The following is a 23,582-nucleotide window of genomic DNA, read 5'->3' on the forward strand; positions in this document are numbered from 1 at the left end:
AGACTGTATGATAGTACATATTATTTGTCCATAAAATTGTAGTAAACCAATTGAACCAATAGGACAGCCAATTCTATAAAGTATGAACACTATCGGAGGAATAATAAACTATGTTAGCCGCACTACTTCATGGCATTGCACTGGCCTTTGGATTAATTCTTCCACTTGGCGCACAAAATGTCTTTGTATTTAACCAAGGGGCCTCGCAGCCACATTTTAAAAAAGCCATTCCCGTTATTGTTACAGCCGCTTTATGCGATACCCTGCTTATTCTATTAGCCGTATTAGGTGTTTCAGTCCTTGTGTTTGCCATCCCCGTTCTGCAGACCGCTTTATTTGCTGTAGGACTTTTATTTCTTTTGTATATGGGATGGTCTATCTGGAAAAGTACACCTACATCGTCAGCGCAAGACGCAACCCCTCTATCCTCTAAAAAACAAATCCTGTTCGCGCTGTCCGTTTCTTTATTAAATCCTCATGCGATCTTGGATACTATCGGCGTTATTGGCACTAGCTCGCTTAGTTACACAGGCGTAGACAAAGTTGTATTTGCTGGCGCGACTATCCTAGTGTCATGGATTTGGTTCTTTGGGCTGGCTGTAGCCGGAAAAACCGTAGGACAAATCGACTCAAGTGGCAAAATCATGCGGATTATTAATAAGATCTCCGCGATCATTATTTGGATCGTTGCTGCTTATATTGCCTTCAAGCTTTTTTAAGTGGAGGAAAAAGAATGCTGTACACCAATTTGCCGTATAATTATGTCCAATTTACACCATAATGTACTAGAATTTTGACTTACGGCGCAGAATGAGGTACATTACAATTTGGACGAACAATTAACAAACCAAAATACTATAATGTTCGCATTTAGAGGTGTAAATTATGAAAGAAGTATTCGATTATGAAGATATTCAATTAATTCCTGCAAAATGTATCGTAAACAGCCGTTCGGAGTGTGATACATCAGTCACCCTCGGTGGGCATAAATTTAGATTGCCGGTGGTACCTGCCAACATGCAAACCATCATTGATGAGAAGATCGCTATCTCCTTGGCGCAAAATGGCTATTTCTACATTATGCATCGTTTTGAACCGGAGAAACGTACGTCTTTCATCAAAGACATGCACTCCCGTGAATTAATCGCATCCATCAGCGTCGGAGTTAAAGAAGAAGAGTATGATTTCGTCGAACAATTATCCAAAGAACAGCTGGTTCCGGAATTCATTACAATTGATATTGCACACGGCCATTCCGAAGCAGTTATTCGGATGATCAAACATATTAAACAATACCTGCCTGCTAGTTTTGTTATTGCAGGAAATGTAGGAACACCTGAAGGCGTTAGAGAATTAGAAAACGCTGGAGCTGATGCTACTAAAGTTGGGATTGGACCAGGGAAAGTATGTATCACTAAGATCAAAACTGGATTCGGTACAGGCGGCTGGCAGTTAGCTGCACTACGCTTGTGTGCCAAGGCTGCAAGCAAGCCAATTATTGCCGATGGTGGCATTCGCACACACGGTGATATTGCTAAATCCGTACGATTTGGCGCTTCTATGGTCATGATTGGTTCACTATTTGCCGGTCATGAAGAATCTCCGGGTGAAACCATTGAAATCGCTGGGAAGCTCTATAAAGAATACTTTGGCTCCGCTTCAGAATACCAAAAAGGTGAAAAGAAGAACGTCGAAGGTAAAAAAATTGCGGTTGAGCATAAAGGGGCTTTAGCAGAAACCCTAAGAGAAATGGAGCAGGATCTTCAATCCTCCATCTCTTATGCAGGTGGCAATAAATTAGAGGCTATCCGTAATGTGGATTACGTTATCGTTAAGAACTCCATTTTTAATGGAGATAAAGTCTATTAATTGAATACACAGGTGGGCAGGATGACTTAGGTCAATCTTGCTCACCTTTTTTTATGGGAACGAGTTCCACTGGCCTACTTTGGGGTAATGGTAAGAATAAACTTCTACTAGATCACAATAGAGAGGATTATCCTTATGCGGCAAGCTATGATTATTATTAACCCCTCATCCGGCAAAGAGGAAGCCAGCCAATATGTCAGATATGCAACAAGAGTTCTAAGTGATAAAGACTACTCCGTTACGATCAAGGAGACGGCAAAAGAACTAGACGCCACTCGTTATTCCATCGCTGCTTGTGAGGAAGGTTATGATCTGGTGATCTCCATCGGCGGGGATGGCACGCTTCACGAGACCATTAATGGTCTTATCGATCAGGAACACCACCCAAAGTTAGGTGTGGTTCCTTTAGGAACGGCTAATGATTTCGCCCGTGCATTACAAATTCCACTGAATCCCGAAATAGCCATTCAAACCCTTGCCTCCTCAAATTTAAAAACAGTAGATATCGGTCGCTTAAATGACCGCCTATTCGGCAACGTGGTTGCTGTAGGTTCAATTGCCGGAGCATTATCCTCTGTATCCTCCGAAGATAAAACCAAACTCGGCTCATTGGCATACTTGAAAGAAGGTCTTAAACAACTTACAAGCCCTACAGCCCACCCCCTTGTCATTCACCATGATGAACAAATATGGCAAGGAGACTCCTTACTCTTTCTCGCCGTATTAACCAACTCAGTCGGCGGGTTCGAGAATCTAATACCGGATGCTGCGGTTGACGACGGTCTGCTTCATTGTTTTATTATTTTGGACCTCAGTATATTCAATACCATTACAGCCAGTATATCTTTACTGCTGGGTACCCTTAAGGATCATAAAGACGTTGTCTATTTCACAGCCCACAATGTAAGTGTAAGCTCTCCAGAAACCGTAAGAACCAATGTAGATGGCGAAGAAGGTCCAACTTTGCCTATTACGCTAAGTGTTCTCCCTCGTCATATCCAAGTCATTGTGCCAGAAGTGGACTAACAAACAAAAAGCAGTCCGGAACTCAAAAAGTTCCAGACTGCCCTTAATTTATGGACGCCCCGATCCATATCTTACTAATCAAATGACTAAGAAGTTATTTCTATTCCACTACAATAAATTTTTTGCCTAATAACCACATTCCGCCGCTAATCCCTAAGAAATAAATAGGCATCGTCAGTAATGAACCATTATGGAGAGCGCTCATTCCCCACGTCGCCAAGCTAACAAGCAAATAATAGCCCAAGCTGAATATCGCACCTGCTGTTCCTACAACATCCTGAAATTGAACAAGAGCAAGACTTAGACAATTAGGTAAAGCAATCCCTGCACCCATTAATAGGACAAACAGCGTTATTAGAATACATACGATCACTATCATATCCGGCAACAAGACAAGACTGCTTGCGATTGTTAATAGCAAGGCTCCGCTCGCCATTACAAGGCAGCCGATATGGATTATTTTTTCTGGGGCATAGAGGGTTAATAATCTTTTGGAGATCATTGCGCCTACAATCGACGCCAAAGCCACAATAATGCCGAGAAAACCATAGACTCCTGGCGAAATCTGAAAGTGTTCAATAAATATAAAAGGAGCTTCAGCATAATAGCTGAACAAGATTCCGTTAATGCCTCCAATTAGTAATCCAAACACCAATACACGTGGCAATGCGAGCATTTTTTTGACTATAGGCAGAATAGCCACCTTTTTTCTCATGGAAACATCAGTGGTTTCTGGCAGCTTCCAAAAAGCATACATAAATAACAACACACTCATCATTACTAATGTAAAGAAAACCGCTCGAAAACCAAAAGCTTGATCCACCCATCCGCCAATTAACGGACCTACTGCGGGAGTAAAAGCAATGACCGCCGAGATTTGGGCAAACATAACATGCCGTTTATTCCCGGAGACACTCTCACGAAGAATGGTTTGGGTAATAATCGAACCTGTTGCTGCTCCAAACGCTTGTATAAACCGGCTGACTAACAGCAAATGAATGGATTCTGAGTAAAAACACATCAAGCTTCCCATACCGTATACAAGAAGTCCAGCCAGCATGGAAGATCTCCGCCCGATGAAGTCAGACAACCAACCCCAGCTAAAAACACCTAAAGCAAATCCAATAAAATATATACTTAACGTTAACTGTACAGAACTATTGGTGGCTCCAAGTGCTACTGCGATATCCGGTAACGATGGAGTGTAAATCGTCTCACTAATTTGCGGAAAAGCCACAAGAACAATCATTAAAAGTAACGATGGTGCTGCATATTTTTTCATCTTATTTTCGCCCTCCTACAAGCTTATATCCTCGAACAACTACAAGAATATGAGCCTAGCTAGGGAAATGGGGGCATCATTATGGCAAGACGACTATAGATCATCATGTTAGAAAATCACCTTTCATTATTATGCTTTCATGGTTTTATAGGAGGGCTTACCCGAAAGATATCGGGCAAAGATTTGAGTTTCAATTATTCAGCCAAAACATCATTATACACGGTAATAGAAAAGCTCTCAAACGAATCGCTTCGCCTGAGAGCTTATTTAGGTTAGGAATTTTGTTCTGATAATCCATGTATAGTTACGCCAACAGCGCTGGATTTCTTTTTGTCCTGAGAAGCATGTAGCTTTACCATCACAAATCTTGCAAACGGCTGTATCAATATACTTTCAGCGAACAGTGCAATCAGGAAATTTCTTGGCCAATTGGCTAAGAAGTGATTAAACGTTTGAGAACTCAACCCGTTTCCGATAATGTCTCCAATAAACGTCATACAAAATGACATTCCTAGTACGGTGAATAAGATACGGAATAGGATTTTGGCGTTGAAGCTATCTGTAGGTTGTGTGAATGTAGCTGTCAGCTTTTCGGCAATACGGCCAATAACAACAGGCTCAATAATCATGACAATTACCCAAATGATCGGAAACACCTTAAGAATCGTTAAGGCAACCTCACCATTAAATTCTCCAACCCCTAAAATGATATTTATTGAGGACATAAACAGTACCGTCAGTGTACAAATGATTGCACCATATAATGCCCCCTCCTTGCCGTTTCTTGGTAATCTTGCTTCTTGATTCATGATGTACTTCCTTTCAAAATTGTCGGTAATAGTTTGGCGATAGTTTTTAAGGGAGTTGTGGATTTTTGCGTTAGGCACAACATCATCGCGCCTTCGATCGAAGCCGTCATCCACAATGCCATCTCGGAGGCTGATTCCTGCGAATAACCTTCAGTTACAAGCTTATCGCAGTAAATTCGTTCCATGTTCTCATAGAGCAAGCTACATGCCTGGCGAACAGGTTCACTCACCGTAGCCATTTCACTGACAATACTGCTAAAGGTATATCCGGTAATCGTGCCCTCGGTTTCTAAGTTGTGAATCAACTTGTCGATCATGGATTGTATAGCTTCTAACGTCGATGGATGCTTTTTAAAAATATCCTCAATATCTATCGTAATTGCTTCATTTAAGCCCTTTAAACAAGCAATTAATAGTTCTTCTTTTCCATTTGGAAAATGATGATAAAGCGCTCCTTTGGTCACATTACAGGCTTTTAAAATTTCATTCACGCCTACATTTTTATATCCTTTTTGCTGAAAAAGAAGTGTCGCCGTCTCAATCATTAGCGATTTTGTATCCACAATAACGTACTCCCCCTAACATACCAACCGGTCTGTTTGTTATTATAACAATATAAAAATCATTAATGTAAGTCTTTTTTGCTTTTTTTCAAAAAATATTTCATTATTTTCATTTATAACAGCAAAAAAAACTTAGAAAATTGTGTAGAAAGTGGAATTGTTGCAGTATCACTTGGATTAATGATATCATTCTGAGGAAACTTATCTTACTTTAAATATGAAGGAGGAATACCCGGTGAAAAAGAGATCGCTAAAATATTTATCTTTTGGTATTGGGTATTCTACTGCTGTTTTTTTCTAGAATTAATTATTGATAGGATAGGTCTGTCAAAAATTAAAAGAAACTAAAAAACAGCGGAGATATATAACTTAGATATCGTTATGTATCTTCTATTTAAAGGAGAATTCACAAAATGAACTTAAATAATAATGTTATTACAAGATATAATCCAGAAAATATTTCTAAACCGGTTGGTAACTATAGTCATGTAACAAAAATAAGTAGAAATGCTGAGATGTATGTATTTTCTGGCCAAATTGGAATCGATCAAAACAATCATATCCCTACAGATTTTAACCAACAGGTAACAAATACGATGAGTAATATTGTTGAAGTCCTGGCTTCTCAAAGGCTAACACCTGATAATGTAATCAAAATCAACATTTGGGCTACGGAAGAAATCGATTGGAACCATTTCTATGAAATTTGGAATAAAGTATTCGGTATGACACCTCCTTCAATGACAATTGCTTATATTAAAGGATTAGGGTTACCTGAATTAAAAATTGAGCTAGATGTATGGGCTGCTGGTTAAACCCTAAATCAAGAGGGACTAATTTAATATTCTGTACACCAAACGAGCCTAAGAAGAAATTCTAAAGGCTCGTTTTTCTAACCCCCCTCTATAACAGCAAAAAGGGCTCAGTTTCCTGAGCCCGTAAATACTTACCCTACTATGTTTTTATGTCTGAAGAATTGTCCCAACACTCCACGTTTTCCAGACCTTCTATGCTATCTTTATAAAAGACAGGGTCCTTCCCTGCGCGCTTCTGGCGCTTATAATCCTGCAGGGCGGCAAAGGCCACTTTAGATAACAAAAGGATAGCGATCAAATTCACGATGACCATGAAGCCCATAAATAAATCAGCCAAGTCCCATACCAATTGAACCTTAGCTACGGAGCCAAAAATAATCATCGCCAAGACGCTGTATCTATAGAATAGTAATACTTTTTTATTGGAGTTCAAAAATTCTATATTGGTCTCACCATAATAATAATTTCCGATTAACGTACTGAAAGCAAACAACAAAATCATGATCGCTAGGGATCCAGAAGCCCACGAACCAATATGTTCGCTTAATGCCGCTTGTGTCAGCTTAATTCCATCCAGCCCTGGCTGTTTATACGCATCGGATAACAAGATAATAAAAGCAGTACTCGAACAAATAAGTAACGTGTCTGTAAGTACACCCAGCGCTTGCATCAGCCCTTGTTTCACCGGATGACTAGTTGTTGCAGTTGCCGCAGCATTCGGAGCACTACCCATTCCCGCTTCATTGGAGAATAGTCCCCGTTTCACCCCTTGCAGAATAACTGCCCCAAAAGATCCCCCCGCGATTTGTTCAAATCCGAAAGCACTTTTCACAATAAGCGCCAGAATCGCTGGTATTTCCGTAATATTAATTAACATAATAATAACAGCAGCCCCAATATAGATCCCTGCCATAACCACTACAATATACTCGGACATTCTAGCAATACGTTTAACCCCACCAAAGATAACAGCCGCAAAAGCAGCAGCGACTAGAAGTCCAAGAATCACCCGATTAGTGCCAAATGAATTCTCAAAGGCCACTGTAATCGTATTGGATTGAACTGCATTAAATACAAGACCAAAGGATAACGTGATCAAAACCGCAAATACCGCGCCCATCCAGCGTTTTTTCAGGCCTTGCTCCATATAATAGGCGGGACCCCCACGAAATCCAGTCTTGTCCTTCACTTTATACACCTGTGCCAGAGTACTTTCAATAAATCCGGACGCTGATCCAATAATAGCTATGACCCACATCCAAAAAACAGCCCCTGGTCCACCTATTGCGATAGCAATTGCGATCCCTGTAATATTCCCTGTCCCAACCCTTGCTGCCATACTGATACAGAAAGCCTGAAACGACGAAATGGAATCTTTTGACCTTTCATTGGACTCTTTAAGGACCCTAAACATTTCTTTAAACATGCCAAACTGAACAAACTTCGATCGAATGGTGAAATAAATTCCACAAACAATAAGCAGAACCACCAAAATTTTCGACCAAAGAAAGTCATTTGTTGTACTAATCATACTGTCTAACATTTGTTGCATGTAAATCCGCCTCTCCATTGTGTCGATACCCAGTTGCTGAACCTTAAGTTACATAGTATTTTCAAATATAACAGCCCTTATTTCAAAAGCCAACAAAAAAAATTAGCCAGCAACACCATACCTTACACCGGTGTGAGAGCTATTTCCCCATCTTCATCTGAGCTCACAAGCTGCTTTAGAATAATCTAGGTATTATAAAAAAATGAAAAAGCATCCGGTGGAAGAAATGTATGACTACAATGTATGCGCGTATTTATATCGTGGAGAACATTTGGTTTGATTTGATTTCAGGACGAACGAGGAACGAAGCTATAACATCAGCAGCACAACTAGTGCCCTTATTAGCCGCAAAAGATATTGAAGAAATGGCTGTCCTCTATCATGAGCTAGCCAGCAAAAATAAAATCGTTCTGGCTAGTCAAAAAGATAAGGATCCCACCGTTGTTTTGGACCATCCAACTATGGGATCGCTTGAGACATCCATTTCCGGGGTTATCTCGAATAATCATAGAGCAGATATTTTCGAGGTATTAATTAGCCACAGCTTTAAAATATTGGTACACCTGATTTAACTTCTTATCATGTTTCCCTTTTGGACTCTCCATATTCCCAAATTCGAAAAACTTCACTTTCTTGATGCCACAATATTGAAATAGTGCTTTTCTCATCAGCACTTTATGGGAATTATTCAGCCAATATAAAGGATAAAGTGTCGGCCCCTTCATGCTGGAAATGCAAACCACAGACTTTCCTTTCAGCAGTCCTTCGGGGATGAGACCACCCTTTTCTCTGTAAGCGAAATTAGAAGCAAACATTTGGTCAATATAACCGAGCAACATCGCGGGAGGACGTCCCCACCAGATTGGATACACAAACACAATTTTATCGGCCTGACGAATCTGCTCCCGATACTTCTCGAGCTTGGGATCGATATGCATGTCTCTTCTACGTTTATTTTCATTAAATACCAGCACAGGATCAAATTGCTCTTCGTAAAGATCAAGGACCTCTATCTTCGTGATCTTTTGATTCTCATTACTTCCCTGAATGACTTTATTGAAAAAAGCATAACTTAAACTTTTATGATTCGGATGTGTATAGATGACTAAAACGTTCATTGCTCCACCTCTTTAATTATCATTTGATAACAAAATGGTATCACAACCGTTATTTAGTTGTCAAATGATAATTGTATTATGATAATTATTTTGTTAAGGTTTACAATAAGAGGTGATCCTTATGGACAAACAAGCGTTTTTTCAGAAAATTGTTACCTTTACGACAGCAGTCCATGAAGTAACATTTGACTTTACCAAAGATGTTAGACCGGAAGGCATTACGCCCGTTCAATATAGTATTCTGGAATATATTGCGGTTAGCCAGCCTGTTACCCTCAGCCAAATCAGCGATTGTAAGAATATCTCTATGCCGAATACCAGCCGTGAGCTCAAGAAATTAACAGAAAAAAACCTGTGTGAGAAGCTTGATGTCGCCGAGGACCGGCGTAAGCAAATGATTCGGTTGTCTGATGCTGGACAAGCGATGATGAACGAGGCTTTTGAACGGATCGGTGAACGTTTTCTGAACCGGATTAAAGAGGTTCCCCCAGAGGAATTAGCCGAGATTAACCATGCCCTCGATATCCTGCAATCTAAGGTGTTTAATACCCAGCAATGATCCGAGAAAAAGACAGCAGAGCAGCAGCGGTTCCCCCATTAATGGGAGCACCGCTGCTCTGTGTTTTGGGTCGTTGGTTAGCTGACTCAAGACCGATTATTGGCTAGTTAAAACCTAACGAAATCGAATCAGCCTCACCTTCAGCTAAATCGCCGAATCGTATTCGTCCACTGAGGCTTTCGGACCCAGATGACGTTATTGGCATGTTTTTAGCCTTTTGTGCGTAGTTTCGGACTCCAGCGACGCTATTCCTATGAATCGGGTTCATATTGGGTGTTTTTTATGCCAATAGCTGCTATGCGGTCCGTTGGCATTCCAAATATGCGAAAAAGCTGCATTTAAGGTCAGCTGAGTCCGAAAGACGCTTCCCTAATAATCACCTAATAGAAATAGGCACTCCTCTTAAGGAATGCCTTGATTGGATTATAAGTATTCTTAGCCAGCGAAATAGACTATTTCACCAGTCCGCTGATAAAGGTCTCAAAATTGTCAGCCAAACGTGTGATTTTGTATTTGTTATCCCGATCTACATGAATAACCTCAGGTTCGCCATCATTCCCGAATTCACGGTAATCCAGCATCACCACTTCATTCTCAGAAGGACAATCACAAATCACCACACCAACTTCAGGATAACGTCCATTTTCAATCACAGTCCGGCTGCCTGAAGCCCCACACAGCGACTTATTCTTATCTCGTCCAATTCCGAGGATACCAGAAATCGTAATAAATTCTCCTGTTCCCGGAATCGGATAACGATTGTTATGAGGAATTCCCCCATTATGTAACTTCATCATATCCACATAGGAAGCAGGCAGCTTGAAGACCAGCTCTTCTTGTACAGAAGTAATCAATGCATCTGAAGGCGGGTCAGAAATATATTCTGAGAACGCATACTCGCTGTCATCCCAGAAATTAGTGGTATCCAACGCTATTACAGGCTTCTTAGCAGGTTTGTTTACAGGCTTTTTCGCAGCTTTTTTAGCCAATTTACGTTTGATCCAGCCCAGAAACTCCAATGTGTCTTCATCATCAGGTTCCAGCTGATCGGCAATCGTAAACGCTTTTAAAGCTTCGTCATATCTTTTCAGATAATAATAAGAAACCCCGATACGGTAATGCCAGAGCGGGTCACCTTCACCCTCATCTTCAATGCTCAAATACTGCTCTAAAGCCTCTTCATATTGCCCGAGATTATTAAGCGCCCTGCCCAAATGACTAGTTAGAACATAATCTCTTTCCTCTTCAGGAATTTCCGTGATTGCATCCACGATTTCTTGAAATTCATCTTCCTCATGCCATTCATCCAATTTTGCCAATAACTCATCACTCATCATTAATACCTCCTATTAACGATCACTCAAAATACCTATTAGAAATTATACCATTTCTAACCTATGCCCAGCCAATAACACATGTCCTAGCCCTATCAATCAAAAAGCAACTTCCCTTTTTGCTGTGAAAAACAGACCGCAGCATTTATCTGCGGTCTGTTTTTCGTATACAGAAAACCATTTTAATTATGGTAACTATAATTGCTGCTTTCTATCCTGCCTTTACGACTGCATCCCGTTTTCGATCCTCTGCAGGAACTCTTCAGCGGCACTATAGCCAAGCTGCTTAAGGTACCAATTGTTCGCAGCCGCTTCGATCAGGCCAGCCACGTCGCGGCCAGGCTGAAGCTGAACTTCAATATGCGGAATTTGCACGCCAAGATAGTCTGTGAACTGGGGTTCGATTTCGAGCTCATTATTCAAGGAATTCTCCCGCCATGGTGACAACTCGATGTCGAGTACAATTCGTGTCTCTTCCTGAAAAGCTCTACGCCCGTACTGCCGTACAACATTGATCAGACCAATACTGCGCAGTGCTAGGAATTCACGGGTCGTTTCATTATGCGTGCCGAGAAGCGTCGCCGGTCCCAGCTTCTTAAGCACAACTACATCATCGGCCACAAACCGATGGCCTCTTCTAATGAGCGTGTGAGCGGTTTCGCTTTTTCCGATCCCGGACTTGCCTCTCAATAGGACACCTATGCCAGACACGTTCACACACACTCCATGAATTGAAAGTTCTGGCGCCAGCGCCTTCACCAGATAAGTATCAATCTTTGCGATGAACTCTGACGTCGTCTCTTCCGTCCGAAGTAGTGGTATACCTTCTTGGTCGCAGAATAAGGTCAAATAGGGAATCTCCTGCTGACCCGTCGTCACAATAAAGCATGGGGGATGATACTTAACGATATTGCCAATATGTAACTTGCGTTGCTCAACGCTTAGCTTTAGCAGATAATTGATTTCTTTACGACCCAACACTTGTACTCGCTTCATGGGGAAAAAGTCGAAGTAACCCACGAACTCCAGGCCAGGTCTATGTGTCTTAGAGCGAGTGATCTCGCGGTCCATGCAGCTAGCACCCGCAAGCACTTCCAGCTTAAACGTTTCCGTAAGGCTTTGAACGGTAATCGATTTCAATGTTGTTCTCCTCCTGTGGCTACGTATTTTGAATACGTAATACGGTTACCGGGATATATTCAACGACGAATAGAATGATTCCTGCAAAAGAAATAGACAGATCATGAGATATTAACAACTATGTTCCTTCAAGAAAATTAATGAGGTATATCTCCGGTTGCGTGAGAAAATCTGCAAAACTACATAAATCCGCGTACGTCTGATGTTCCACGTCGTAACAGCCTATCAGGCCTTTTTTCTTCGGATTCCACATAAGCAGCAGATCAGAGTAATTATCTATATCGGCTGACAGACGGAGCAGCTTTTGCCGGCCGATTTTTATTTCAATGGTATCAGTTAATGTGAAAAAGTCGATATATCTAATTTCATATTCATTTTGTGTTAGCTCAAGACGCAGTTTTGTTCCAGTAAGAAAGCTAACCAATTCATCAGACAATTTATATTTTCTCAGCTCAAACTTCTTATTCTCGATATCATGAAATTCAGCCGGCTCTAACGATTTCAAAAAGTCAGCCAAAGCTGTATTCTTATTGCTCACAGCAATGGTGTAAGGGCGATCGCCATCTTTTTCCGCCAGGGTAACGTCTGCGCCACGTTCAATCAAATATTGTACCATCGCTTGATTACCCATTCTTGTGGCAACTGTTAACGGAGTGGCTTGATAAGGATAGACCATATCAGAATTGTTGTAATTAATGTCCACCCCATGATCCAGTAAATAAGCAACGGTCTTAAGGTCGTGATCTGACACCGCTTTGCGTAATACAGCCCCACCATGCTGCTTAATATCTAATCCTAGCTCATGTATGAGCGGGATATTGTTTTTGTTGCCATAGTAGGCCTGCGAATATGCACCTGACTTGACCTGATTAAGCTTGTCCAGTTTGGCCCCTTGTGCTGCAATATAGCGGACGATATCTTCTTTGCAATAGCGAATCGCGAGCAAAAAAGCCGGATTATTCTTCACATTCAGATTTACCCCGTGTTGTACCAGCAGCTTTATGACATCCATTCTCTCTGATATAAGCGCCAAATCTAACGGGGTTAACGTGGTATATTTGCTAAGTACGATGCCCTCTTCAATATCCCAGCCTGCTCTAATGGCAGCCTCTAATTCCGGAATATTTCCTTTGTAAATATGCATGGCCATTTGCGGCAGTTCCTCGAACTTCCCTATATCCTTCAGACGGATCATCCATTATCCACTCCTACTTCAAGTATTATGAAGAGTATAGAGAACCGTATAGTAAAAAACAATCCAAACTAAGGATGTTGTTCTAACAAATAGTCCTCATAATGTTCAGATCGGCGAGATTATTGCTGCTATTTCAAAAAATAAAAAGAAGCTCCGTGAATTCACGAAGCTCCTGTTTACAATTTATGATGGTAAGTAAAGTTGAAGCAGCCTGCTGTTGCCAGCGAGAAAGCTGGATATATCCCTCTTTATCCTTGGATGTCCCGTCTCGCCTCTTGCTCGGCAAGAATCTCGTTATCTTCCGCGTTATCCCGTGTCACTTTCTGAACGCCAATAGCGCTATAAGAAATCAAGAGAATAACAGCTATGTAATACCCCTTTACATTTAATTCAAATGGAGCATTGTAAAGGCCTATAAAAAACATCGCATACCCGATAATCAAACCCACAAAAGCCATAATTGTGAAGGCCCCTGTATTTCTCATCCTGTGTTTAGGGTTATCCAAACGAAATTCTTTATCCTCTGTATTGTCCCTGACCACCTTTTGCACAACGATACAGGAAATCGCAATTAACACCATACAGAGCAAATAATACCCTTTTACGTTTAGCTCCCAAGTGTCGTTGTACACTCCCAAACAGAATAGAAAAAGTCCTGCCCCCAATGCAAAATACGATGCCCCCGTAAAAGCAGCCGTGTTGCGTTTGCGATATCTCTGATTCATCTGATAATTCCTCTCCCACTACAGACTTGAATGATGATATATCCTTCTCCACTATACCGTGGAACATCGGTAAAATTCTACCATGAATCAGGTTGTTTTAGGGAATTCCAGGAATTTTTTTACTATACAAATATAAAATAACGCAAACACCGAAAGAACGGTCTCAGTCCCATACAATATAGGACGAAAACCGCCTCCCGCGATCTCTGCAACATATATGAGAAAAATGCTACTGCCTTTCCTGATCCACCAATTGCTGCTGTGCGAGACGAATCATTTCGCGGACCATCGATCCACCAATTTTACCGCCGATCTGGCCCACCGATTCTGTGCTCAAATGACCATTTTGACCGCGCTCCAAAGGGACACCCAGTTCTTTTGCAACTTCGTATTTCACATCATCAGGCCGCTCTGGATCTACATCATACCCCTCGCGCCGCATCACTTCCGCTTTAAAAATTTGCATTCCGCGGCTGGCTCCCGGCACTGCATATTTCCTGTTCCTTCTAGACATCCTTATCCCCTCCCAAACCTGTTTTAAATAACATGCCCGGAAAGCGGAACCTCCACCCTTATTGACTTGCCCCGATTATTTCCAAGCAGGGCGCCGTTGCAACGCGGCATTCGTAGCACGCAAGGTTAAAGCCCAAAATAAAAAAGCCACAGCACTAACAGAAGCCCCAAGCCAACATACCCCGTTCCAGCCATAGTGAGAATAGATTTGAGTGGAAGCAATCGATCCGGTAGCACTTCCAATGGAGTAAAAAACCATATACCCTGCGGTGAGCCGACTACGTGCCTCCATGCGCAAGGTAAGTATTATACTTTGATTGGTGACATGCACCGCCTGCACAGCCAAATCAAGCAGAACAATACCAATGACCAATGCCAACAGCGACTGCTCGGTAAAACTGATAAACCACCATGAAATCAACAATAGAAGTAAAGCTATGCCTGTCGTTCTCTGTCCATGACCCTGATCAGCTAGCTTTCCCGCCCGCGCAGCAGCTAATGCTCCCACAATTCCCGCCAGACCAAATGCCCCAATTGCAGTATGTGAAAGTGATAACGGCGGAGCACTAAGAGGCAAGACCACAGAAGTCCACAGAATACTGAAAGCAGTAAAAATCAGCAAAGCCAGAATAGCGCGGATACGCAATACTCTCTCTTGTACAAACAACATAAACACTGAGCTAAGCAGCTGAGCGTATGACAGTGTTTTTACCTCACGTTTCACATTTGGCAACACCCTAAATAATGTACACACCATACAAAGCATTAAAGCAGCAGAAAAAAGGTATACGGAACGCCAACCTGCAAGATCTGTAAGTATTCCTGAAATGGATCGCGCAAGAAGTATTCCAATCACAATTCCACTTGTGACCATGCCTACGACTCGCCCGCGTTCGGCAGGGGCAGCCATTGTCGCCGCGAACGCAACAAGCGTCTGCGTTACAACAGCGAGTAGTCCCACTGAGGCCATACCTACGAATAGTACCGTGCTGGAAGAGGCAGTACCCACGATAATCAAAGCCACCACAGATAATAACATCTGGCCGATAATCAGGCGGCGCTGATTCAGTAAATCTCCTAGTGGCACGAGTAGTAACAGCCCCACTGCATAAAAAATCTGCGTGATAGTAATAAGAATACCAATGGTTGAATAATCAATACCAAATTCTTTCGACAAATGATCAAGCAACGGTTGTGCAAAGTAGATGTTTGCAACCGACATCCCGCAGACAACGGCAAACAAAAGTGTCATATACCGAGGCATCGAGGAAGCATGAATAGAATCAGATGGCGTATGCGTCTCTTGTGACGAAAGCTTCTCTTTAGTCCCCTGCATTTTGGACACACCCTTTCTCTGTTAAATTTAAATCGCAAACATATTTCATACTGATCAGTATGTTATTATGCTCAGTAAATTTATCTTACAAAATGGTGTGTGTCAACATAAATATTTGATGCTACCGACTTTGATTTGACAATATAGACGACTAGTTCTAGTATTATAAAATACTGTTCGGTAATAAATTATTGAAATCAAATATAACGAGGGGTGTTAAAAATGGCTCGGACCCGCGAATTTGACGAGGAAAAAGCATTAGAATCAGCTATGGAGCTATTTTGGGAGAAGGGATATGAGGCTACTTCATTAAGCGATTTAACTTCCAGAATGGGCATTCAACGCCCCAGTATATACTCAGCTTTTGGAGACAAAAAAGAATTATTCGAAGCTGCGCTACGTAAATACACGATGTCCCATGCTTCCCGTGTCCGAGCCCAACTTCAAAGCAATCCATCCGCAAAAAAAGCCTTTCGTAGTTTTTTTGAAGATGTGGTGGCGGAGGAGTATGCAGGCAGTGTGAACCGAGGATGTTTTTGCATCAATACAATGGTCGAGCTGGCACCTCATGATGAGAAGTTCGAGATTCTTACAAGAGAACACCAAATGTATCTATCGGTTATATTTCAAGAAACTATTGAACGTGGTATACAATCAGGTGAGCTTAAGGGTGGTGTAAATGCGAAGGCCTTGGCACAGGCACTAATCGTATCGCTAATAGGGCTTACTGTACTCTTGAAATCCCGCCCGGAGCGATCCTTTGTTGATAACGCAATAACAGTGATACTTACTTCGCTTGATTAAATTCAGAGTCTTGATTTAAGTCAATGCCCGCCATAGTACTCCTAATTACAATGAAATAAAAGTCCTTTAGGAGGCTATCTTATGGCTATCTCAGAAAAAGACCTATCGAACCAGCGTAAGTCCGCTTTAACAGCTGGAATATCACTGATCATCATGACCCTCGCCTCATTTTTTTCATATGGCTTTGTCCATGGGACTCTTGTTGTGCAAGGCGATGCCAGTGCCACATTTATTAACATTGTATCTTCCAACAACCTTTTCAAAGGGGAAATCTTGGGCTGGATCATCATTATGATTACTGACATTCTGGTCGCCTGGGCGTTTTATGTGTTTCTAGAACCCGTCAACCAAAATCTTTCATTACTCGGCGCATGGCTCCGTCTAACCTATTCCGCTATATTGGCAATCTCTATATTAACCTTGATATTTGTGCTGCTGCTCACGGGAAACACAAATGGCTTTTCCTCATTAACAATCGAACAAACTCAAGCATTTATGATGTTATTACTGGATGCATTTCAATTCATTTGGTCTATAGGGCTGGTCGTTTTTGGCGGGCATCTGTTAATAGTGGGCTATGTGGCTTTAAAATCCGATGTCATTCCTAAAGTAATCAGCATCTTGCTGCTGCTTGCTTCAATAGGCTATATTATCATTCATCTAAGCAAAATGTTTCTCCCACAATATGAGGCGGTCATTACAACACTTAATTTTGTTTTTACTATTCCTATGATTGTAGGAGAACTAGGCTTTGGGATATGGCTACTGCTTAGAGGTGGAAAAATCCCCAAAAGTGTATAACGATTTTGTTATTCATCACCGGAATGAACCCGCTTCTTAATTCTACTTAATGACTCTGGCGTAATCCCCAAATAACTGGCTAATTGATGTTGGGGGACACGGGTAAGTAAATGAGGTCTTTTTTGTAACAAGGCTTTGTAACGTTCTTCAGGATTGGAAGCAATAAAGGAAGTCAACTCATCCTGAACCTCACCCAAGTTCTCCTCTACCATTTTGCGTATCATGGTTTCCAGCTGAGCGTGTTTATGGAGCATATCCTGTTCCGCATTAAGATCACCAACCACCAATATGCTGTCTTCTAGGCAGGTTAAGGTGTACGCTGAGGGTCTACTCTCCTGATGCCGATTAAAAATCGAAACCGCTTGCTCTTCCGTATAAAAATTAGATGTGACTTCTTTGCCCGATTCATCTACCGAGGACTGCCTCACACATCCCTTTAACACAAAAAAACATTTTGAGGGAACGTCTCCTTGTCTAAGGAGTACCGTTCCCTTCTTGTATTCCTCAATAGGAATACCTTCAACAATATCCTGCTGTTCCACTTCGTTAAGAGATGTAAATTTACTCATATACTTATACAATATGCTTTTCATTTATCTCTCCAATCTCATTGCACGACCTCATATAAAGATCCCTCTAACGGCTGAATAAAGTGTGACCAATCACCTGTTGTGTACAGCAGAAGCCGATGCATCGCACGCGTACAGGCTGTATAAAAAAGCTTGCGTTCGCTTTCCCGATCATACGTCTGTGTGGAAGCATCATAAATCAGTACGGCGTCGAATTCAACCCCTTTTGCGAGATAAGCGGGAATTACTAAAATGCCCTTCTCAAAAGTGAGCGTCTCCTTCGTAATGAGCCGCAGAGCTTCGCATCCTTGTGACTTTAATTCTTCATAGGCCGCACGGCTTTCAGCTGCAGTCTTGGTAATCACAGCAATAGAGTCGAGCCCTTCAGCCATCAACGCCGCGAGATCTTCTTTAATTCTTTTCGCCCGCTCTACATCGCTACTAGCGTTCACTAGGAACGGCTTCTTACCCTCTCTTTCAAAAGGTACGATCTCCTCATTAGGCAGCAACGCCTTCGTAAACTCCACAATCTGACGAGTTGAACGATAACTTCGAATTAGACGGATCAGGCTCGTTTCATCTTCACCATAAAGCCGGATCAAAGGTGAATCCACCTCGTGCAAATTCGTTGCTTGAGGGAAAATCGCTTGGCCGAAATCGCCGAGCACAGTCATGCGCGCGCGGGGAAACAGCTGTTTGAGAAACGCGTATTGGAACGGCGAATAATCCTGGCCTTCATCGATAAACAGATGCCGCACCTCAGTGTTCACACGAGTGCCCTCGACAAGTTCTTTTAAATACAGGAATGGAGTGGCATCCTCGCAAAAGAGTTCATCGCGGCTCAGCTTTTCCTTTGTTTGCTTACAAATTTCCTGCCACTGAGCAGGCACCTCAGTCTCGTTCGTCATTTGCCGATAACTGGCGTCGGCACTAAATAACTGATCGTATAACCCAATCGTATCTATGAACTTGAACCGTTTGACATCGCGTCTCAGCGGTTTAAAGTGCTCCTTCACAATCATGCGGCGCAGCAGTTCTTCTTCCTGCAGACCAAAGTCAAAAACATTCTCTTCCCCTTGATCCTGATTAGGAAAATCCCCATAGTTCTCAAGATACTGAGTCGTAAAATCAAAGACGGCTTCCTCCCGCCGATATTTCTTAAGTATCTCACTGTAGGCTTCGGCATACTGATCGGTATCGAGGTAATCGAGTTCATCTTGAACCCAGAATGCCTCCTGTTCCTGACGCTCCAGCGAAGCCAACTGACGCAGTAGCCATTCACGCAATAAAACGATGCGATTAGCCAAGCGAATGGAGCTATCATAGCTATAAAATTGCGATTTCATCTGCTCCGCAGTAATCAACTCGCGATCCCGAAAACGGATACTATGAAACAACATCCCTTCCTTCCCTAACCACAACGCATAGTTTTGCAAAGCATGCAGAAAAGCTTCTGAAGCTTTATACTGCATTCCAGTTAGCCGTGCTTCATACTCTGGAGAAGCTTTGGACGTCAGTACATATTCAATCTGCTCGAACGGATCCTCTAGACTAAGCGTAGATCCAAGCCAATAATCAATATACTCCTGAAAGGTTGTTTGCTGCATATTCTCCTCGCCAAGCTCGGGAAGCACCGTAGATACATAACTGTTAAACATCGGATTAGGCGAAAAAAGAACAATCTGATCCGCTTTGAGCCTATCGCGGTGTTTATATAGCAAATAGGCTACCCGTTGCAGCGCTGCGGATGTTTTTCCGCTGCCCGCCGCCCCCTGCACAATGAGCATACGGCTACTATCGTTGCGGATAATAGCGTTCTGTTCCTTCTGAATAGTCGCCACGATGCTCTTCATTTGTGAATCCGCACCCTTACCAAGCACCTGCTGAAGTAATTCATCACCGATCGTTAAACTCGTATCGAACACGTTCTGAAGCTGACCCTGACGGATCTGGTATTGCCGCTTCAGCATCATCGTTCCTGAGATTTGTCCTCCCGGTGTATCGTAAGTGGCGGGGCCTGGCGAATGGTCATAATACATACTTGCAATAGGTGTCCGCCAGTCATATACCAGAAAGTTTACACCTTCTGCATCGATGAAAGACGCCACCCCGATATAGATTTGCTCACTGGAGTTCAACCCATCTTCTTGAAAGTCCATTCGTCCAAAATAGGGTGACGGCAGCAGCCGTTTCATGTTTTTATAACGCAGCAGCCGTTGGCGGTGGCTACGTTCCCGTTCAGACAACAACGCTTCTTGCTGTTTTATACTGTAAAAGGTCTCCTCGAAATCCTCATGTGTGCTCGTATTGACCGTAACTTCCTCCCAAAACTGCTTGCGGATGTCCGTCACCTGTTCACGTAATCCTGTCACTTCCGGTTCCAGCTCGCCAATCTTTGATTGCAATTCTTCCGTGACCGAATCTAGCCGTTTCTGTTCTCCCTGCCAATCTTTTTCGTTTAACATTTTTACTAACACGCTCCTTTTCAAGGTTGTTATCAAGAAGCAAAAATACAAATTTGACAAACTGCCAATCCGCGTGGTATTATTAATGTATAAATAAGATGTAATAAATCTGTCTAAAATACGCAGATTAACAGTGGTCTTCTCATAATATCACGTTATTTCATTGCGCGCAAATTATATATTAAGAAGAACCGGCAGCTCATGCCGGTTCTTCTTTTTTATTCCTTTCTGCAAAGAGTAGCCGTTCTCCCTAAGTATCCATTTCCCTAGCAAAAGGGTTGCTGCCTTTTGTTTCTGGTCTGCCTAACGGACCGAGGTGACTTTATTTACTGATTTTCAGCCTTTAAAGCAGACTTTCGGACTCCAGTGCAGCTATTCTTTATCCTGAGCCTCATTCTAGGCGTGTTTTAGGCTAATAGCGACTATGAGGTCCGTTAGTATTCCAAAAGTGCGATAATGCTGCTATTAGGGTCAACTGTGTCCGATAGCGGCTTCACCCGCGGATGAGCCCAATTAAACAGGGAGACCTAACAGCCATTTGATGACTGTTAGGTCTCCCTTATTCTGTAGCTTATTTGTTTGCCAAGAAAGCATCGATTTGAGTTTGCAGTTCGGTTTGGATTTTATCAATGCCCGCGGATTTCAGTTGCTTGTTCAGATCTTCAAGACCTTTGTCGATATCTTTGATTACGCCGTATTCGAGCGGAATCGCATAACGGAGCATTACGTTACCAACGTTGGCAATTTCCGTTTTCACTTTGCTGTTATCGAATACGAAGGTTTCAAGCGCGTAGTGATAGACATTTGCTTCCCAGCCTTTAGCCAGATCGTTTGCTTCTTGCGGGAATGCTTCATTGTCACGGTTAAGTGGCGAGTTGAAGTTCCAGTTAGAGAAGCCAGTATAGTTCGGATTCTTTTCAAGGGCTTTATATTTGTCATCGCCAACCGCTTCGTAATGTACACCGCTAAGGCCGTACATCATCAGGTCGTGCAGTTCTTTATCATTTTGCATCAGATCGAGGAACATCAAGGAACGTTCCACATTTCTGGAAGTAGCGTGGATCGAAGTACCGTTTTGGGTGGAAATCGCCACTGATTTCTTCTTGCCTTGGTTGATGTCAGCCAATGCTACTTCATAAGGGGAATTCTCTTGGCGCATCAAAGCCATAAGTGCTCCAAGTGTTCCGTTGTTGTGCGTAATCGATGCTGTTTTGCCTGCTTTAAAATCGGCCTGATGATCATTTTTACTGTTTAGAACGTTTTTCGACCATGCATTGTTATCAGCGAGATCTTTGTAATATACGAGTAGATCTTTAAACTCTTGCGTTTCATATACGTTAAATACTTGCCCTTTTTCATCCGTCAATTTGAAAGCAAACGGAAGGTCGAGATCAAACATATTCCATTCGTTTTGTTGCTTCAGCAATACACGGTCCAAATTATGATATTTCCAGTCTCCTGTTTCCGGGGTGAACGGTGTAATTCCTTTTTCGTTTTGTGCTATGGTTTTCAAGTAAGTGGCATACGCTTCTGGGCTGTTGATCTCCGGAAGATTGTATTTCTTACGCAAATCCTCGCGGTACAAAATCAGTTTTTCAACGGATTCCCCTCTGTTTTGCGGAACCATATACAGTTTGCCGTTTACCTTAGCTTGATCCCAGCTCACATCAGACATAGCTGCTAAAGTCTGCGGCATATATTTGGTAAGCAGCTCATCGGTCAATTCCAGGAATCCGCCTTTCAGCGCCTGGTCATTGTAACCAGCCCAGTTTGCCGAATAGATGAGGTCAAAATCCTCATTAGCTGCCAGCTTCAGCGGATATTTTTGTGCCCAGTCCGACCAATCCAGAAACTCGCCCTCTACAGTAGCATTAATTTTTTCTTTCAGCTTTTTATTAATCTCAGCAAAAACGCTATCATAGTCTATCGGTTTAGGGCCAACAAAAATCATTTTCAGCTTCACTTCTTTAGAGGTATCAAGGGTGTCTGAGGTAGTTGCAGGTTCTGAGTTGTTCGTAGTGTCGCTTCCTCCCTCTGACGCATTATTTGTAGCCTGTGCAGACGTATTAGCATTGTTATTGCCACCACCACATGCACTTAGAATCATTACGAAGGTTAAAACGAGCGCTAGCATCATCAATCTATTTCTCTTCAGCATCTCAAGCCTTCCCCCTTGTGTTTAATTATATTGATAAACCGAGTTTCCCCGGGTTCATCCTTTCACAGCACCAATCGTCAAACCTTGGACAAAATACCTCTGCACGAATGGATAAGCCAGCAAAATCGGGCCAGTGGCCACAACTGTCATCGCCATTTTCAAGCTCTCGGTTGGGATCGATGTCGTTACGACTGCCCCTGCACCCATCATCGCTTTGCGCATGCCATCCATATTGCCTAGCATTTTATACAAATAATATTGGAGCGGCATCAAGTTTTCATTCGATACAAACAGCAATGCATTGTACCAGTCATTCCAGTAGGCCAGCGCTAGAAACAATCCAATGGTAGCTAACGCCGGCTTGGACAGCGGCAGGATTAGACGAGCATAGATCTTAAAGTCGCCTGCGCCGTCAATTTTTGCTGATTCTACAATAGCTTCCGGAATGCTGCCCATAAAAGACTTCATAACAATGATATAAAAGACATTGAGCATCATCGGAACCACTAAGGCCATCAGCGTATCCTTCATATGAAGGTAGTTGACCATAAGCAGATACCACGGAACCAAACCGCCGCTGAACAAAGTCGTAAAGAAAAAGAAGAACGAAAATTTATTGCGCCACTTAAAATCTTTTCGGGATAGCGCATAAGCAGTCATCGAAGTCAGAAACAAGCCAAGCACCGTGCCGAGTATAGTAACTCCTATTGTCACTATATAGGCTTGAATCATCTGTTCGGGATACTTAAACAAAATGCTGTAGGCCTCAGTTGAGAAGGCAGTCGGTATAAATTGATAACCATCCGTTAGGATTTTGGATTCTTCCGTAAAGGATGAAGATACGACAAGTATAAAAGGAAAAATACATAAAACTGAGAGAAAAATCAGGGATACATAACCAATACCTGAAAATATTTTACGATCAAGCTGCTTCATATCGTTACCTCCA

The 23,582-nt window shown here is 42.3% G+C and carries 23 protein-coding genes and 1 pseudogene; 8 read left to right on the forward strand and 16 right to left on the reverse strand.

The window, feature by feature from the left end; genetic code table 11:
- Positions 1 to 110: 110 nt before the first annotated feature.
- The 3 genes from NSQ55_RS29575 to NSQ55_RS29585 all read left to right on the forward strand — a co-directional run bounded on the left by NSQ55_RS29575 (position 111) and on the right by NSQ55_RS29585 (position 2,895).
- Positions 111 to 719 (forward strand): LysE/ArgO family amino acid transporter, encoded by a 609-nt coding sequence (locus NSQ55_RS29575; protein WP_076124191.1) that lies wholly within the window; start codon positions 111 to 113, stop codon positions 717 to 719.
- Between the two features lie 166 nt (positions 720 to 885).
- Complete coding sequence (guaC, locus tag NSQ55_RS29580) at positions 886 to 1,869, forward strand: GMP reductase (RefSeq protein WP_036682307.1); 984 nt, start codon at positions 886 to 888, stop codon at positions 1,867 to 1,869.
- Positions 1,870 to 2,004: 135 nt separating this feature from the next.
- Positions 2,005 to 2,895: a diacylglycerol kinase family protein gene (locus tag NSQ55_RS29585; protein WP_076278239.1), complete on the forward strand. Its 891-nt coding sequence runs from the start codon at positions 2,005 to 2,007 to the stop codon at positions 2,893 to 2,895.
- 100 nt (positions 2,896 to 2,995) lie between these two features.
- Here NSQ55_RS29585 and NSQ55_RS29590 read toward each other — a convergent pair whose 3' ends face one another.
- From NSQ55_RS29590 to NSQ55_RS29600, 3 genes are all read right to left on the reverse strand, one after another.
- Positions 2,996 to 4,177, reverse strand: coding sequence for a multidrug effflux MFS transporter (locus tag NSQ55_RS29590; RefSeq protein ID WP_076220231.1), 1,182 nt, complete (start codon positions 4,175 to 4,177; stop codon positions 2,996 to 2,998).
- Between the two features lie 272 nt (positions 4,178 to 4,449).
- Complete coding sequence (locus NSQ55_RS29595) at positions 4,450 to 4,986, reverse strand: DUF2798 domain-containing protein (protein ID WP_036682312.1); 537 nt, start codon at positions 4,984 to 4,986, stop codon at positions 4,450 to 4,452.
- On the reverse strand, positions 4,983 to 5,549 hold the full coding sequence (locus NSQ55_RS29600; protein ID WP_076301519.1) for a TetR/AcrR family transcriptional regulator: 567 nt from the start codon (positions 5,547 to 5,549) through the stop codon (positions 4,983 to 4,985). The genes NSQ55_RS29595 and NSQ55_RS29600 overlap by 4 nt, the downstream gene beginning before the upstream one ends.
- A gap of 413 nt (positions 5,550 to 5,962) precedes the next feature.
- Here NSQ55_RS29600 and NSQ55_RS29605 point away from each other — a divergent pair, with 413 nt between their 5' ends.
- Complete coding sequence (locus NSQ55_RS29605; RefSeq protein ID WP_339170517.1) at positions 5,963 to 6,364, forward strand: RidA family protein; 402 nt, start codon at positions 5,963 to 5,965, stop codon at positions 6,362 to 6,364.
- 139 nt (positions 6,365 to 6,503) lie between these two features.
- Here the strand turns inward: NSQ55_RS29605 and NSQ55_RS29610 are convergent, their stop codons facing one another.
- Positions 6,504 to 7,916: an alanine/glycine:cation symporter family protein gene (locus NSQ55_RS29610; protein ID WP_248548903.1), complete on the reverse strand. Its 1,413-nt coding sequence runs from the start codon at positions 7,914 to 7,916 to the stop codon at positions 6,504 to 6,506.
- Between the two features lie 230 nt (positions 7,917 to 8,146).
- On the opposite strand from NSQ55_RS29610, the gene NSQ55_RS29615 reads away from it, so the two are divergent.
- Complete coding sequence (locus NSQ55_RS29615) at positions 8,147 to 8,488, forward strand: hypothetical protein (RefSeq protein ID WP_339170520.1); 342 nt, start codon at positions 8,147 to 8,149, stop codon at positions 8,486 to 8,488.
- On the opposite strand, the gene NSQ55_RS29620 is transcribed toward NSQ55_RS29615, so the two are convergent.
- The gene (locus NSQ55_RS29620) at positions 8,447 to 9,034 is read right to left on the reverse strand and encodes an NAD(P)H-dependent oxidoreductase (protein ID WP_036682318.1); all 588 of its coding nucleotides are present in this window, start codon (positions 9,032 to 9,034) and stop codon (positions 8,447 to 8,449) included. The two genes, NSQ55_RS29615 and NSQ55_RS29620, sit on opposite strands and share 42 nt — an antisense overlap.
- 121 nt (positions 9,035 to 9,155) lie before the next feature.
- Here NSQ55_RS29620 and NSQ55_RS29625 point away from each other — a divergent pair, with 121 nt between their 5' ends.
- Complete coding sequence (locus tag NSQ55_RS29625) at positions 9,156 to 9,593, forward strand: MarR family transcriptional regulator (RefSeq protein WP_076124207.1); 438 nt, start codon at positions 9,156 to 9,158, stop codon at positions 9,591 to 9,593.
- A 452-nt stretch (positions 9,594 to 10,045) separates the two neighbouring features.
- Here NSQ55_RS29625 and NSQ55_RS29630 read toward each other — a convergent pair whose 3' ends face one another.
- The 7 genes and pseudogenes from NSQ55_RS29630 to NSQ55_RS29660 form a co-directional block, all read right to left on the reverse strand.
- Positions 10,046 to 10,927 (reverse strand): SMI1/KNR4 family protein, encoded by an 882-nt coding sequence (locus NSQ55_RS29630; RefSeq protein ID WP_076124209.1) that lies wholly within the window; start codon positions 10,925 to 10,927, stop codon positions 10,046 to 10,048.
- Positions 10,928 to 11,149: 222 nt separating this feature from the next.
- Positions 11,150 to 12,067 (reverse strand): HPr(Ser) kinase/phosphatase, encoded by a 918-nt coding sequence (gene hprK / locus NSQ55_RS29635; protein ID WP_036682323.1) that lies wholly within the window; start codon positions 12,065 to 12,067, stop codon positions 11,150 to 11,152.
- Between the two features lie 118 nt (positions 12,068 to 12,185).
- Complete coding sequence (locus NSQ55_RS29640) at positions 12,186 to 13,262, reverse strand: ankyrin repeat domain-containing protein (protein ID WP_076179249.1); 1,077 nt, start codon at positions 13,260 to 13,262, stop codon at positions 12,186 to 12,188.
- 248 nt (positions 13,263 to 13,510) lie between these two features.
- Positions 13,511 to 13,747 carry a YiaA/YiaB family inner membrane protein gene (locus tag NSQ55_RS29645; RefSeq protein ID WP_305953524.1) on the reverse strand — a complete coding sequence of 79 codons (237 nt, stop codon included), beginning with the start codon at positions 13,745 to 13,747 and terminating at the stop codon, positions 13,511 to 13,513.
- 27 nt (positions 13,748 to 13,774) lie between these two features.
- A pseudogene (locus tag NSQ55_RS29650) lies at positions 13,775 to 13,987 on the reverse strand (YiaA/YiaB family inner membrane protein); the annotation flags it as partial.
- 229 nt (positions 13,988 to 14,216) lie between these two features.
- Entirely contained in the window at positions 14,217 to 14,501 is a 285-nt protein-coding gene (locus NSQ55_RS29655; RefSeq protein WP_076179251.1) for an alpha/beta-type small acid-soluble spore protein, read from the reverse strand.
- 75 nt (positions 14,502 to 14,576) lie between these two features.
- Positions 14,577 to 15,764: an MFS transporter gene (locus NSQ55_RS29660; protein WP_076124378.1), complete on the reverse strand. Its 1,188-nt coding sequence runs from the start codon at positions 15,762 to 15,764 to the stop codon at positions 14,577 to 14,579.
- A gap of 294 nt (positions 15,765 to 16,058) precedes the next feature.
- On the opposite strand from NSQ55_RS29660, the gene NSQ55_RS29665 reads away from it, so the two are divergent.
- Together NSQ55_RS29665 and NSQ55_RS29670 are read left to right on the forward strand one after the other, a co-directional pair.
- Positions 16,059 to 16,640 carry a TetR/AcrR family transcriptional regulator gene (locus NSQ55_RS29665; protein WP_076124215.1) on the forward strand — a complete coding sequence of 194 codons (582 nt, stop codon included), beginning with the start codon at positions 16,059 to 16,061 and terminating at the stop codon, positions 16,638 to 16,640.
- An 81-nt stretch (positions 16,641 to 16,721) separates the two neighbouring features.
- Positions 16,722 to 17,441 (forward strand): DUF4386 domain-containing protein, encoded by a 720-nt coding sequence (locus NSQ55_RS29670; RefSeq protein ID WP_339170526.1) that lies wholly within the window; start codon positions 16,722 to 16,724, stop codon positions 17,439 to 17,441.
- Between the two features lie 8 nt (positions 17,442 to 17,449).
- Here NSQ55_RS29670 and NSQ55_RS29675 read toward each other — a convergent pair whose 3' ends face one another.
- The 4 genes from NSQ55_RS29675 to NSQ55_RS29690 all read right to left on the reverse strand — a co-directional run bounded on the left by NSQ55_RS29675 (position 17,450) and on the right by NSQ55_RS29690 (position 23,569).
- The gene (locus NSQ55_RS29675) at positions 17,450 to 18,034 is read right to left on the reverse strand and encodes a Crp/Fnr family transcriptional regulator (RefSeq protein WP_076301525.1); all 585 of its coding nucleotides are present in this window, start codon (positions 18,032 to 18,034) and stop codon (positions 17,450 to 17,452) included.
- 14 nt (positions 18,035 to 18,048) lie between these two features.
- Entirely contained in the window at positions 18,049 to 20,475 is a 2,427-nt protein-coding gene (helD, locus tag NSQ55_RS29680) for an RNA polymerase recycling motor HelD (protein WP_339170529.1), read from the reverse strand.
- Between the two features lie 571 nt (positions 20,476 to 21,046).
- A complete protein-coding gene (locus tag NSQ55_RS29685; protein WP_076124223.1) occupies positions 21,047 to 22,633 on the reverse strand; it encodes an ABC transporter substrate-binding protein in 1,587 nt (528 codons plus the stop codon).
- 54 nt (positions 22,634 to 22,687) lie between these two features.
- Entirely contained in the window at positions 22,688 to 23,569 is an 882-nt protein-coding gene (locus tag NSQ55_RS29690; RefSeq protein ID WP_076124225.1) for a carbohydrate ABC transporter permease, read from the reverse strand.
- Positions 23,570 to 23,582 lie beyond the last annotated feature (13 nt).

Origin of the sequence: Paenibacillus sp. FSL H7-0943, from assembly GCF_037963265.1 — a bacterium.
In the GTDB taxonomy this organism is placed as follows: Bacteria; Bacillota; Bacilli; order Paenibacillales; family Paenibacillaceae; genus Paenibacillus_AQ; species Paenibacillus_AQ odorifer.